This window comes from Flavobacterium sp. C3NV, from assembly GCF_046825355.2.
In the GTDB taxonomy this organism is placed as follows: Bacteria; Bacteroidota; Bacteroidia; order Flavobacteriales; family Flavobacteriaceae; genus Flavobacterium.
Genome location: NZ_JBKQBJ020000013.1, coordinates 20,111 through 33,860, shown reverse-complemented (window position 1 = coordinate 33,860; position 13,750 = coordinate 20,111). Strand labels below are relative to the sequence as shown.

Below are 13,750 nucleotides of genomic sequence, written 5' to 3'. Positions count from 1 at the left end.
GAAGGCACCAAGTCACAAAGCTTTCAATCATTTATAGATTATAAAAAAACTTTGCGTCTTAGCGTCTTGGTAGAAAAAACTTTATAAAAAACTTCGTGTCTTAGCGCCTTTGTGGAAAAAACTTTATAAAAAATTTAGCGTCTTAGCGCCTTCGTGGCAAAAAACTTTTAACCGCATTTAGACGAACCGCAATCACTACATGTAAGACAGCCTTCCTGATAAATAAGATTATCTGAGTTGCAATTGCTGCATTTTTGTCCGCGTACTTCTGTGCCGTCTACGATATAACGTTTCAGGGCACGTGATACGCCATTTTTCCAGGTATTTATAGATTCGCTGTCTAGTTGTAAACTGCTAATTAAATCTACTACTTTATCAATAGGCATTCCGTGTCTTAGGGTACTTGAGATTAGTTTGGCATAATTCCAATATTCCGGATTAAACTTATGCGAAAGTCCTTCGATCGTGGTTTTGTAACCTCTTGTATTTTTATATTGAAAATCGTAACGGGTATTTCCGTCTTCGTTTTTATTTTTGATAATCAAGCCTTCAGAAACCCAACGCGGAATCAAAATACCATCTTCATCATCTACCAAACCAGTAAAAATCTCATAAGGTTTGCCATCTAATAATCCGATAAAAGCGATCCATTTGTCTTTACTGTTTTGAAAGCGCACTACATCAGCTTCTAATATTTGCGGACGTTTGGTTGTAAAAGTATTCGATTGCGTTTCTGTTGGTTCTTCTTTCTTTTCTGTATTCGAAATCAAGACTCCTGAACGTGAACCATCACGATATACGGTAACACCTTTACATCCGGCTTCCCAGGCTTCCATGTACAATTTATTCACCATTTCCTCTGGTGTTTCATTAGGTACATTTATAGTAACCGAAATCGAGTGATCGACCCATTTCTGGATTTTCCCCTGCATTTTTACTTTGTTCAGCCAGTCGATATCATTACTGGTGGCTTTGTAATAAGGCGATTTTTCGACTAATACATCAATTTCTTCCTGACTGTAGTTTTTAGAAGTATCGTATCCGTTGATCAGCATCCATTCTTTGAATCGGTGATGAAACACCACATATTCTTCCCAACTATCTCCTAATTCATCTACAAAATCAACTCTGGCGTCTTTATCATTTGGGTTTACTTTTCTTCTTCGTTTATAAACCGGAAGAAAAACTGGCTCAATACCAGATGTGGTTTGCGTCATTAAACTTGTAGTTCCCGTTGGTGCGATTGTCAATAATGCAATATTACGACGGCCGTATTTTTGCATTTGATTGTACAACTCGGCATCAGCTTTTTTTAATCGAAGTAAAAACGGATTGTTTTTCTCTCTTTTAGCATCGTAGATAGCAAACATTCCGCGTTCTTTCGCCAAATTTACTGACCCACGATAGGCTTCTAATGCAAGCGTTTCATGAATTTTTTCGGCAAATAAAATACCTTCGTCGCTTCCGTAACGTAAACCTAGAGCTGCCAGCATATCACCTTCGGCAGTGATTCCAATTCCGGTACGACGGCCTTCATTGGCTTTATGTTTGATGTTTAACCAAAGGTTTTTCTCTACCATTTTCACCTCATCACTTTCCGGATCCTGATTGATTTTTTCTAAAATAGCGTCAATTTTTTCCAGTTCAAGATCAATAATATCATCCATTATTCTTTGAGCGGCGGCTACATGTTTTTTGAAAAGTTCAAAATCAAAAGAGGCCACTTTCGTGAAAGGTTGAATGACATACGAAAAAAGGTTTATTGCCAGTAAACGACAGGAATCATAAGCACAAAGCGGGATTTCGCCACACGGATTCGTAGATAAGGTTTTGTATCCTAAATCAGCATAACAGTCCGGCAAAGATTCATTAATAATAGTATCCCAGAATAAAATTCCAGGCTCAGCCGATTTCCAGGCATTGTGTATGATTTTGTCCCAAAGTTCTTTTGCTTTTATTACTTTAGAATACAATGGTTTCTCGCTAAAAATAGGATATTTCTGTTCGTATAAAGCATCATCTTTTACTGCTTTCATAAAAATATCATCAATTCTTACTGATACATTGGCACCGGTTACTTTTCCCTGTTCCATTTTAGCATCAATAAAATCGGCAGCATCGGGATGATTTACAGAAACCGAAAGCATCAAAGCACCTCGACGTCCATCCTGAGCCACTTCGCGGGTAGAATTAGAATAACGCTCCATAAAAGGAACCAATCCTGTAGAGGTTAAAGCAGAATTTCTAACCGGAGAACCTTTTGGTCGAACATGCGACAAATCATGTCCTACTCCTCCTCTTCGCTTCATTAACTGAACTTGTTCCTGATCGGTTTTCATGATTCCGCCATACGAATCCGAGTTATCATTACCAATTACAAAACAATTCGACAATGATGCTACCTGAAACGGATTCCCTATTCCGGTCATCGGACTTCCCTGAGGTACGAGATATTTAAAATCTTTAATGAGATCGAAAACTTCTTTTTCGCTAAGCGGATTTGCATACCGACTTTCGATTCGCGCAATTTCTGACGCAATACGATGGTGCATATCATTGGGTGATTTTTCGAAAATATTACCCTGAGAATCTTTAAGAGCATACTTGCTTACCCAAACTGTTGCCGCAAGACTATCTCCTTTAAAATATTCTAAAGAAGCCTGAATTGCTTCATCCTGAGTGTAAATAATTGTTTCCTTTTTTGCAGCTAATAATTCATCCATGATTATGATATTTTTGACGTTTTTTACGAGTGGTAAATTTAGAACCAAATAAACTCTAAAAAAAATCAGATTAAAAAAGTTTACAAAAAATAACATTTAATTACTTGATAACAAATACATTAAAAATTTATAAACATCAGAAAGTTAACAAATAAATACATTTATGATTCACAATTAACAGAAAATATGACAAAAATCATTGAATGATAATAATGGAGAGAATGAGTTAAATAAAAACATAAAGCGATAATTTTTCTTACTTATTTTGAATGATTGATTTTTAATTAAGAGATTTGTCAAATTTCAATTCTGATTGCTTTATTGATATGTTCTAAATAATAAAAAATGCCTTCAGGAAAATTTACCTGAAAGCATTTCTTTTTATTAATTTATAGTATCAATTAGTATCACTTTTTTATTTTTCTTTTCTAAAACACTTCTCCAGACTACCATCAATAAAGCTAAAATTCCAAAGACCATTCCTGCCCACGGAATATTATTAATTGCGCTATGAGAAATAATCCATCCTCCGGCGGCCGTACCCAGAAATACGCCCAGATTTCCAAAAGAAGTTGCCAGACTATTGGCAAATTCTAAAGATTTTGGTGCAGCAGAAATCATATAGGCCGAAGCATTTAAAAAACAGGGCGCATAAAAAAATCCCCATATAATAATGACAATTACAGTTGTCCAGATGCTATCTACTGAGTAGACCAATATCACTGGAATAATCACAGTTCCGCAAAGAAAAAAAGCAACTGTTTTTGTTATGCTTTTGGTCAGCATTTTTCCGGACAACCAATTAGAAAAAACGCCTACAACGCCAAACAAAAGCAAAAGATAACTAATGGTTGCCATGTCTACTTTTCTGGTTTTTATTAAATAATCAGCAAAATAACTGTAAGTTGAAAACCACGATGCGATCATAAAAAAGTTCATTGCAGTACTTAATATAAAGGGGCTGTCTTTTAAAATTCTGATCTGACTTCCGTATGATTTTTTCTCCGGTATATCTCCGTCTGGCATTGTTTTAAAAATAGCCACTAATGCTAAAGCACTAACAATTGTCTGAATATAAAACGAAACCTGCCAGCTAAAAATACTAGCCAGATAGGTTGCAAATGGCACGGTTGTAACCATTGCCAATGCAATTCCGCCCAGAACGATTCCCATTAATTGATTCTCCTGACTTTTTTTTCCTGATGCTACGGCAGCTGCAATTGCTGTAGCAATATAAACCGGTTGTAAAAATGCAGGCAACATACGAACAATCATCAAAAGCCAAAAAGGTGGAGAAAACGCTGAAACAATTGTAGAAAAGAAAAAGATAAAAATAGTCGCAAGCATGATCTTTTTTCTGTCAAATCCCGAAAGTAATAAAGTCATAAAAGGTCCCGTAAGCGCAATAACCAATGCAAAAGCACTTAATAAATAAGCTGCTTTATCGATTGTAATTTCGTAATAAACGGCAATTTGTGGCAAGATGCCAATTATTCCAAATTCTGTTGTTATGATCCCAATCATTCCCAAACATCCAACGTAGGCAATTTTTTTATTTAGTTTCATTACTTTCAGGGTTTAGTGATGAATAAATGGCATTTTTGATGGTTTGTCCCTGACTTGGTATTCCGGTGAGTGCTATCGCCATAATAAGTATCAATGAGTATGTAAACATGTTTATTAAAATTTTGAATTAGAATTGCAAAATTACTGCGAGTGCTATATTTTTGCACTATTCACGTCCCATTGTGGGGTACTAACAAAAAAGTAAGTAATGGCAAAAAGAAAAGAAACATCTACCAATTCAGAAAATAGAAATTATTTTGCGACCTGCGATCTTACCTACGCTGTATGCCTTATAGGCGGTCGCTGGAAACTACTTATACTTTGCAAGCTTGAAAACGGAAAACTTAGATTTGGAGAATTAAGAAATCAAATATGCAACATTACAGAGCGCATGCTTACTTTGCAATTGCGCGAACTGGAACGTGATGGAATGGTAAAACGTACTGTTTATGCCGAAGTTCCGCCAAGGGTAGAATATGAGCTTACCGAAATCAGTGAAAAATTAGTGCCTATTTGGAGACAACTTAGCAATTGGGGAGGAAAACATAAAGAGACTATGTTGCAAAAAAGTATTGTGGACACAGAAAACTTAGTAGAGCAGGAATAAAATTATTTTTTGGATTTCTTCAACAAAAAAACCACTCCTTTTGAGAGTGGTTTTTACTTTAATGTTCTTCAAAAAACAATTAAAAGACTAAATATTATGAAACTTTAGTCATTAAATTTTCAATTTTAGAATGTGAAATTTCTGGATTTGCTCCCGGAGATGCGGCCACCAAAGCGCCAATGGCGCACGCAAAATCTATAGCTGCCTGAGGTTCTTTTCCGGTAAGCAGCGAAGTAGTTAATGCGGCCAAAAATGAATCGCCTGCCCCTACTGTATCTGACACCTCAACAGGGTATCCGCTATTATCATAAAGTTTGCCTTCCCACATTAGCAATGCGCCGTGTTTACCTTTTGTTACGCACATTGCCGTAACATTGGTTTTTTCTGCCATAAAATGCATATTCTCTTCTAAACCGGTAAAAGGCGAATGCATGGCTTCGGCAATTTCTAATAATTCTTCGTCATTAAACTTTATAAAATTAGCCGAATGCATTAATTGCTCCAAAATCTCATACGAATAATGTGGCTTTCTTAAATTCACATCAAAAACCTTATATACTTTTGTCTGTAACAATTCTTCCAGAGATTTTCTTGAAACTTCGTCTCTGCAAACCAAACTGCCGTAAATTAGCACATCAGCATCGGCAACAACTTTTTTTGCAAAATCGTTGAGTACAATTTTGTCCCAGGCCGATGGATAAGCAATTTCATAAGTTGCAGAACCACGTTCGTTTAAGGTTACATTCACCAATCCGGTTGGAAAATTTTCCGACTGCATGATCGCATTCGTTTCAAGTCCCAGACTTTTGACCTGATTGATAATCGCTTCTCCGTCAGCATCTTTTCCTACGCAGCTAATCATGGCTACATCGCAACCTAATGTTTTCATGCGTAAAGCAACATTAAGAGGCGCTCCGCCAATCTTTTTTTCGTTATCAAAAACATCCCAAAGTACTTCTCCGTAGGCTACAGCTTTAAGGTTTTTTCCGTTATTCATTCTAAAACTATTTTATATTAATGTTATTCCGGTTGCGTAATCTGAAGGTTAGAAATCGTACTATTTTGTCCTTCAGCAATTAATCCCCATTTATTTTTGTCTCTTCCGTAAATTCGATTCGTTAAAGCCACTTTTCCGTTGATGTAAAATACCACTACACTTCCTTCAACAATTATCTCAACATCGTATTTTGTATTTGCTTGCAGCTTAAACGGTATTGCGGTTGCTTCCTGCGATGCTGAATTATATCCTATTATTTTACCTTTAGCAATATCCAGTACAATTTTATAATAACTTCCGGTTTCATTGGTATGAAAAACAAATCCTGAAGTACCATTTGAACCAGATAAAGTAAGATCAGCTTTTAGTTTTGCTTTTTTACCTATAGTTTTAAACGTTAATAAAGCTTTATTTGTTGCGCCTGACAAGGTATAAGTTCCTGATGTTGCTGTTACATCTCCTAAAGTTGTCTCTACTTCGGGCGTTACTTTTTTAGAAAATAAATCTTTTACCTTTTGCGGTGACTGGGTTGCTAAGGTTCCATCTGCATTTTGCGTTAGCTCATGAATTACCATATTTCCGGCCCAATCTTTATTTCCTAAATCATTTTCAGGTGTTTTTCTGGCATTCCATCCAAAAACATATCTTTTGTTTCCGTCAGAAGCTGTTTTTCCGGCATAAAAATATTCTCCGTCGATCCTGTCAATTTCCGGCGTTGTCCATGGCCCGTTGATAGAAGTTGACATTTTGTAATGTGTTCCTTTATTAGCACTCCAATTTTCAGAAAAAATCAAATACCAGTAACTTCCCATTTTGAAGATATCGGCACATTCCATCATCAGATAATTTTCCTGAGGAGTTGTAGTGTAAATTGGCGTTTGAACATCCCACTTTCCAGAAACCGGATCAGCACTTGTAAAATGCAGCAAAACTGCTTTTCGGCCTGGTTCTGTTTGTGTGCTTACCAACATCGAATACTTTTTAAGCTCATCGTTGTAAAACACATGCGGATCTCTAAAATCATAATTGTAATATCCGGCTGGTGCTGTAATCTTAAATGAAGGCACTTTTGTCCAGTTTTTTAGATCAGAACTTGTCGCACATAAAACACTTTCTCTGGCATTTGACTGCACAAAAGCTGGCGTTTCATTATGGCCTGTATAATAAAAGTAATAAATATTACCGACTTTTACAACTGATCCTGTGCCAACGGCAAAATCAGGATCAGTAGTTTTTCCATATGGAATCATTTGCCCTTCGTAAGTAAAATGGGCTAAATCTGTACTCAAGTATTCATGAATATCATGAAATCCCTTTCCGGCAGGTTTATTCTGAGCGTCGTGAAGGAAGTAAATATGAAATTTTCCGTTATCGAAAAATGGCATGATATCTCCTGTATAACCCGCACTGTAGTAAGGATCACTGGCACCCATCCACTGTGAAGGCGGGACAGGAAAAATACTTGCTATTTCGGTATTACCTCCTGAAATCGAGCCTCCGGTATAATTATCGTCCTGACTACATGAGGCAAGCGAAAAGAAGATGGAAACTATGGTTATAATGTTTCTGTATTTCATTTTTTTGAATTGAAAATAAATTATTTCTCAGCCAGATAATTGATGCTGTTTTGTGTCAAAAGCTTAATATTTGTAATAAACTCATTAGACTGACTTGGTACTCCGGAACTATTAGCTTCATTATACCAATCATAAGCTCCCATCGAGATCACAATTACATTTTTATCTGTTGCTGTATTTGGGAACTCTGCAATAGTAACTCTTCCGTCAAGATTATTGTCCCAGGCTTCACTGGCCAAATTGGTTCCTCCGGTTTGGTTTCTCCAGCCTTCACCGTTTCCGTAACCTCCCCATTCCGGTAAAAACCACCATGCGGTATGATTTAACCTGAAAGTTCCGCCTTGCAGCAAATTGGCTTTTCCAGCTTCAAAAGTGGTTAATCCCTGAAATATTGGATGGTTCTCATGACCTACAAATGACATTCCCCATGAATTACCATCTACATTTCCGTTTGGAGGAAAATCTCCAAAAACATTATTAGGTCCTTTTCCGGATGGAACAATTCCTAAAGCATCTACATATTGAGATGCAAAAGAGGTTAAAAGTAAATTCCCGCCGCTAGTTCTGAAATTTTTGAGCGCTGTTGTTACCGCAGGATTATAAGCCACTGAAGGTAAATTTGCAGCCGAATCAAAATGCCACCAAATCACGTTAACATCACTTAAATCAGCTCCGTTTAAAACACTTTCGAATGAAATATATCTGGCGCCAGGGAAATTATCAAACAGCCAGTTCGATGCTGCAACTTCATCCATATTCGTAATTCCAGATCTTGTTGCTGCTGTTCCTAAAAAGGCTACTACCAAACCTGCTACCGGAACTCCCACATTGGCTGTATAATTAACACTTTTACCATTTGAGGTTACTACAAAAGTTACCGAATTACTAAAATCAATCGTAGTTCCTGAAACCGGCGAGATAGAAACCCCTTCTGTTAATACGATTACAGGCTGAAGTGCTGTCAGGTTTGTATTCTCGGGCAATGTCATCGTAATAGTTTTGCTTACATCGTTTATTGTTGCTGCAACTCCATTAATAGTAAAACTCTTAATTGGACTTGAAACTACCGTTGTCACCGTATAATCTTTGTACAAATTACCGTTTACCACTCTGAACTTTACAGGATTTGCGAAGTTTATTGGTGCACTTAGATCCAGATTTGATGTTGCTCCTTCTGCCAAAACAATTTCAGGTTTTACAGCCGTAATATCAGATCCGTAAGGCATTGTTATATTGATAGCTCCGGTTTTCTGGTCGATGGTTCCTGCAACTCCGTTTGTTTTAAAAGAAGTAACATTCGATGGCGAATTGACATCAAAACCTCCGTTTTCAAAACTATTTTCACAGGCTGTAAATACAAAAACGATAGCCAATACTGCAGCCACTTTGACCCAGTATGTATTGATAAGTTTTCTCATATTGATTTCTTAAAATAGATTAATAACCTAAATTTTGTTTGTACAATCCCTGACTGAAATTAATTTGCTTTAACGGAATTGGGCAATACTCCTCTTTATGAGCATCAAAAAAGGCATCCTGATAATAGGTACGTTTTGTTTTTTCTTCACTGTAAAATGCATTCATTACTTCATCAGTTACCCCCCAGCGAACCAAATCAAAGAAACGATTTCCTTCCATCGCCAGTTCTAAACGACGTTCCCAACGCAAGGCTTTACGAGCAAAATCCTGTGTCCAGTTGCAATTGCTTCCGTCTACATAAGTGTTGATTTTAAAGTTTTTTGCATACGGAAGTCTTCCTGTACTTTGCGCCGCACGCTCTCTGATTTGATTGATTAATGGCAAAGCTTCTGATTGTCTTCCTAATTCAATCAGGGCTTCGGCACGCATCAAAATCACATCGGCGTAACGAATCTGGATTCTGTTTTTTGAGTTTCCGTAAAACGGATCAATATTGACTACGCAACTACAGTTTGGCGCTACGTTTTCTTTTAATGAAGCAAAATAACCGTATGTTCCCGGAGATCTCACCCAAGCTTCTACGTACAAAAATTCAGGATCGTATTTATATGGTAAACCCGGCATCGCAACAGTATGATACAATCTTGGATCAACCGTATTGGCATCTCTGTTTTTGTAATCAAAATCCTGATCGTTATAAGTATCAAATTCCGGCAAACCATTAGTTCCTGTTTTAAAGGCATTTACTAAGTTCTGACTTGGTTTATGAAAATCGCAGCATCCTAAACCCTGAGGCGTAGAAAGGACATCTGAAAAATTTAATCTTCCGTATAAAGTTCCATCATTATCAGAAAACTGAATAGAGAAAATAGATTCTGTCCCGTTTTCAAAAGTTCCCGGCAAGAAGTTGTTAGCGAAATCAGGCTCTAAACTTGCTTTCCCAATTACTTTATCTGTCGCTGCAATTACTTCCTGCAAATGCTGTTGATTGATTCCAGTAACTTTATACGTTTCATCTTGCGTATACGCCTGATACAAACGTGTTTTGGCTAAATAAGCATAAGCTGCTTTTTGAGTTGCACGACCTACTTGTGGCTGAGTTTCCGGCAGAGCATCGGCTGCAGCCTGAAAATCTTCGGCAATTTTGTTCCAAAGTTCTTCGTTTGAAAGTACTTTGTTTGAGATCGTTTTATAATTTTCCACCGGAATATCTTCTGTGATGTAAGGAACGCTTCTGAACATAATTTTCAGCATAAAGTAAAAATGTCCTCTTAAGAAACGCATTTCAGCAATACGCGTTTTTTTCAACGGATAATCAGCTTCTGAAATTTGTTCTAATGCTTTCAAGGCTTTATTCGCTCTTGAAACCCCCACATAACTGATGTACCAGAAATTGTCTAATTCGGCAAAATCAGGTCGGATATTATTGGACACTTCGAAAAAGTGAAAATCCTGAATGTCGTTTGTTCCGCTTCCTCCTTTGTACGCATCATCAGAACGCACATTTCCAAAAGGCCATAAACTGTACGGTGAATCATAATGGTCGTTGCCTAATTGTGCATAAGCTGCATTCATAAATCCTTCTACCGATTGCGGTGTCACAATATCTTCTTCTGAAAGTACACCACGAGGATCATTTTCGAGAAAATCTGAACAGGAACCCAACATTCCAAGTACTAAAAAGCCGGTTATATATAGTAATTTTTTCATTTTTTTTTGATTTAAGCTTTTATTATAAAGTAAAATTAAGACCAGCCGTAAAAGTCGTTGGCTGCGGATATCCAAATCCTGAGTTTTCAGGATCTACACCGGTAAAACTTTTTGCATCAATGATCAATAAATTTTGACCGCTGATGTAAAACCTAAAGCTATCGAAATTCATTTTTTTCAATAAATCTTTTGGCAAACTGTATCCTACCTGTAAAACACGCAGTTTAAGATAGTTTCCGTTTTCTACATAATAAGTCGAAAATCTTGATTCTGCATTTCTGTCTACAGTCGTCAATGCCGGGATAGTAGAATTTGGATTGTCTAAAGACCACGCATTTAATAAACGGGTTCCTTTATTAGAACCTACGTCATCAACACTCCAGAAATCAGTTTGGTATTTGGTATTATTAATGACATCAACATCACTTGCTCCTTCCCAGAAAGTGGTGAAATCCCAGTTTTTATACCCTAATCCTAAATTAAATCCATAAGTCAAACCCGGATTTGGATTTCCTATCCACGTACGGTCTTTATCTGTAATTACTCCATCTCCGTTTAAATCTTTATAGCGAATTCTACCAAGGCCTTTTCCTTCCTGAGTGGCCGAGTTATCTACTTCATCCTGACTTTTAAACAATCCGTCAGTAACATAACCGTACATTGAATTAATTGGACGACCTAAAATATTATCGTCTAATCCGTCTCCTCCGTAATTATTTCGTACTTCGTCCGGCAATTTTGTAATCTTGTTTTTATTGGCCGAAACGTTTGCCGAGATATCATATTTTAGTCCAAATGAGGTTTCGTCATGATAGCCTAAAGTAACTTCCCAACCTTCGTTTTGCATCGAAGCACCGTTTACCCAACGATTTCCACCTTCGCCAATTACACCTAAATAAGGCGGTAAAACCAAAATATCATCTGTTTTTTTGATGTAATAATCTACAGAACCGCTTAATTTTTGTTTGAATAATCCAAAGTCTAAACCGATGTTGGTTTGTGTAGTGGTTTCCCATTTCAAATCATCATTTCCGGATTGAGTTGCAATGAAACCTGACGGAAGTAACCCGTTTCCGTTTCCTGCAATATCATAAGCTGTACCGTAAGAAGTTGCCCAGGTTGGACTTCCGCCTGCATAACTGGCCAAATACAAACTGTAAACAGCAGTATTACTAATTTCCTGATTTCCGGTTTGTCCCCATCCTGCTCTTAATTTTAAATCAGAGAAAACAGGTGCATTATTTTTAATGAAATCTTCATTACTGATTCTCCATCCTGCCGAAACTGCCGGGAAGGTTCCGTACTGGTTATTTTTACCAAAACGAGACGATCCGTCACGACGAATAGTACCAGAAAGTAGGTAACGATTATCGAACTCATAATCTACTTTTCCGAAGAAAGACAACAATGAATACGTTGTCGAAGTTCCGCTTGTAAACGATTCTCCTGTTCCTGCATCAGGATACATATAATCAGGAGTTTCGATCAGGAAATCGTTTTTACGCAAAGTTGTCGTATCATAAACATCTTTGTACATCTCTGTTCCTGCCATCAAATTCAGGTTGCTTTTTCCGAAATTCAGACTGTAAATTGCCGTATTGGTCCAGGTCCATTTGTCACTCAATGACTGATCAATAGTTACCGATGTCTGATCGTTTTGCAAATAACCGGACTGATAACTTCTTTGCAGCGTACGTTTTTTATACGATCCGTAATCGATACCAAAACTACTCTTGATATGTAAGTTTTTAATAATTTCCAGATCGGCATACATATTCCCGAAAAGACGTAAATAATCGTATTTATTGTCTTTGTTGTATTCTAAAAGACGAACCGGATTTTGTCTGTCGTTCATTCCTCCTACTGGTCCTCCCCAGCCTTTTCCGTCTACAGTATGCACCGGAATTATTGGTAAGGCGCGAAGTGCAGGATCCAAAACTCCGGGATCTGTAACCTCATTGGTACGGGTCATCGAGAAATTTTCTCCAATAACCAGTTTCCCGTCAAAATATTTATACGAACCGTTCATTCTGGCAGAAATTCTCTGGAAATCTGTCGTTTTTACAACACCTTCATTTCCATAATAACCCAACGAAAAAACATAATTCCCTTTGTCTGACGCATTAGAAACCGATAAGTCGTACGAATTTGCAATTCCGGTTTGTGAGATGGCATCGTACCAATCGGTATTTGAAGCTTTCAGGGTTTGATTGGCATCTAAATATTCCGGAACCAAAACTTTGTTTAATTGTGGTTTGTTATTGTTTACAGACCAGTCAAACTGATAACGTAAATTATTATTGTTCGGGTTTAAACCGTCGTTGATATTGGCTTGCCATAAAGCCTGTCCAAACTGATTGGCATTCAGCACTTCCTGCTTTCTGGAATAATCAGACAAAGAAGTATAAGTACTAAAATTGATTCTCATTTTACCCTCTTTCCCTTTTTTGGTCGTGATGATAATAACTCCGTTTGAAGCTCTTGAACCGTAAATACTGGCCGAAGAAGCATCTTTTAAAACCTGAATTGTTTCAATATCATTTGGGTTCAATTCGTGCATTCCCGATTTGGTTGGCATTCCGTCGATTACATAAAGAGGATCAGTATTGTTTAAAGTTCCAACTCCACGAATCACTACTTTGGTATTTCCTCCAGATGGCGAACCATCAGACGTAACTTTTACCCCCGCCACTCTTCCTTGCAGCGCTTTTATTGGGTTTGGTTCCGGTTGCTTCATGACTTCCTTCATGTTTACAACCGCAACTGCTCCTGTAATATCTGTTTTCTTTTGTTTGGAATATCCTGTTACAACAACTTCATTCAACTGATTATTATCTACTTTTAAAGTGATAGTGAATGTTTTTTGTCCTTTTACTTCAATCGATTGCGGGCTGTATCCAATAAAAGAAACAACAATCTTTGCATCTGAAGCTACATTCTGAAAAGAGAAATTCCCGTCAAAATCTGTTACTGTACTGGTATTCGTTCCCGAAACAATTACTGTTGCTCCCGGAAGCGGCATTCCATCGTCTGACGAAATTACCGTTCCTTTTATTCCTGCTTCCTGTGCTGTCATTACCAGCATGGGAAAAAAGAATAATAGAAAATAAATGAGTTTAGTTTTCATAGTTAGTGGTTTTTGGTTTTAAGG

General features: G+C 37.3%; 9 protein-coding genes. 1 reads left to right on the top strand and 8 read right to left on the bottom strand.

All coding sequences use genetic code 11. The features are described 5' to 3' along the window. Positions 1-167 precede the first annotated feature (167 nt). The 3 genes from ACIDC4_RS17790 to ACIDC4_RS17780 all read right to left on the bottom strand — a co-directional run bounded on the left by ACIDC4_RS17790 (position 168) and on the right by ACIDC4_RS17780 (position 4,398). Positions 168-2,723 carry an adenosylcobalamin-dependent ribonucleoside-diphosphate reductase gene (locus ACIDC4_RS17790; protein WP_412043598.1) on the bottom strand — a complete coding sequence of 852 codons (2,556 nt, stop codon included), beginning with the start codon at positions 2,721-2,723 and terminating at the stop codon, positions 168-170. 384 nt (positions 2,724-3,107) lie between these two features. Then, positions 3,108-4,289 (bottom strand): MFS transporter, encoded by a 1,182-nt coding sequence (locus ACIDC4_RS17785; RefSeq protein WP_412043597.1) that lies wholly within the window; start codon positions 4,287-4,289, stop codon positions 3,108-3,110. Next, positions 4,276-4,398 (bottom strand): hypothetical protein, encoded by a 123-nt coding sequence (locus tag ACIDC4_RS17780; RefSeq protein ID WP_412043596.1) that lies wholly within the window; start codon positions 4,396-4,398, stop codon positions 4,276-4,278. Before ACIDC4_RS17780 ends, ACIDC4_RS17785 begins: the two co-directional genes overlap by 14 nt. A 99-nt stretch (positions 4,399-4,497) precedes the next feature. Here ACIDC4_RS17780 and ACIDC4_RS17775 point away from each other — a divergent pair, with 99 nt between their 5' ends. Further along, positions 4,498-4,896 (top strand): winged helix-turn-helix transcriptional regulator, encoded by a 399-nt coding sequence (locus ACIDC4_RS17775; RefSeq protein WP_412043595.1) that lies wholly within the window; start codon positions 4,498-4,500, stop codon positions 4,894-4,896. Positions 4,897-4,990: 94 nt separating this feature from the next. Here the strand turns inward: ACIDC4_RS17775 and ACIDC4_RS17770 are convergent, their stop codons facing one another. Genes ACIDC4_RS17770 through ACIDC4_RS17750 form a run of 5 tightly spaced genes read right to left on the bottom strand, consistent with a single transcriptional unit; the run spans position 4,991 to position 13,726 of the window. Further along, positions 4,991-5,893: a carbohydrate kinase family protein gene (locus tag ACIDC4_RS17770; protein ID WP_412043594.1), complete on the bottom strand. Its 903-nt coding sequence runs from the start codon at positions 5,891-5,893 to the stop codon at positions 4,991-4,993. A 23-nt stretch (positions 5,894-5,916) separates the two neighbouring features. Then, a complete protein-coding gene (locus ACIDC4_RS17765) occupies positions 5,917-7,470 on the bottom strand; it encodes a glycoside hydrolase domain-containing protein (RefSeq protein ID WP_412043593.1) in 1,554 nt (517 codons plus the stop codon). Positions 7,471-7,490: 20 nt separating this feature from the next. Further along, complete coding sequence (locus tag ACIDC4_RS17760; protein ID WP_412043592.1) at positions 7,491-8,888, bottom strand: DUF4960 domain-containing protein; 1,398 nt, start codon at positions 8,886-8,888, stop codon at positions 7,491-7,493. A 19-nt stretch (positions 8,889-8,907) separates the two neighbouring features. Then, positions 8,908-10,599, bottom strand: a complete 1,692-nt coding sequence (locus ACIDC4_RS17755) for a RagB/SusD family nutrient uptake outer membrane protein (protein ID WP_412043591.1) — start codon at positions 10,597-10,599, stop codon at positions 8,908-8,910. 22 nt (positions 10,600-10,621) lie between these two features. After that, positions 10,622-13,726, bottom strand: coding sequence for a SusC/RagA family TonB-linked outer membrane protein (locus ACIDC4_RS17750; protein WP_412043590.1), 3,105 nt, complete (start codon positions 13,724-13,726; stop codon positions 10,622-10,624). Positions 13,727-13,750: the final 24 nt, after the last annotated feature.

Excerpts from the sequence above, each read along its gene's own strand:
- ACIDC4_RS17790 (WP_412043598.1), bottom strand. The coding sequence starts at position 2,723 with ATGGATGAATTATTAGCTGCAAAAAAGGAAACAATTATTTACACTCAG.
- ACIDC4_RS17785 (WP_412043597.1), bottom strand. The coding sequence starts at position 4,289 with ATGAAACTAAATAAAAAAATTGCCTACGTTGGATGTTTGGGAATGATT.
- ACIDC4_RS17780 (WP_412043596.1), bottom strand. The coding sequence starts at position 4,398 with ATGTTTACATACTCATTGATACTTATTATGGCGATAGCACTCACCGGA.
- ACIDC4_RS17775 (WP_412043595.1), top strand. The coding sequence starts at position 4,498 with ATGGCAAAAAGAAAAGAAACATCTACCAATTCAGAAAATAGAAATTAT.
- ACIDC4_RS17770 (WP_412043594.1), bottom strand. The coding sequence starts at position 5,893 with ATGAATAACGGAAAAAACCTTAAAGCTGTAGCCTACGGAGAAGTACTT.
- ACIDC4_RS17765 (WP_412043593.1), bottom strand. The coding sequence starts at position 7,470 with ATGAAATACAGAAACATTATAACCATAGTTTCCATCTTCTTTTCGCTT.
- ACIDC4_RS17760 (WP_412043592.1), bottom strand. The coding sequence starts at position 8,888 with ATGAGAAAACTTATCAATACATACTGGGTCAAAGTGGCTGCAGTATTG.
- ACIDC4_RS17755 (WP_412043591.1), bottom strand. The coding sequence starts at position 10,599 with ATGAAAAAATTACTATATATAACCGGCTTTTTAGTACTTGGAATGTTG.
- ACIDC4_RS17750 (WP_412043590.1), bottom strand. The coding sequence starts at position 13,726 with ATGAAAACTAAACTCATTTATTTTCTATTATTCTTTTTTCCCATGCTG.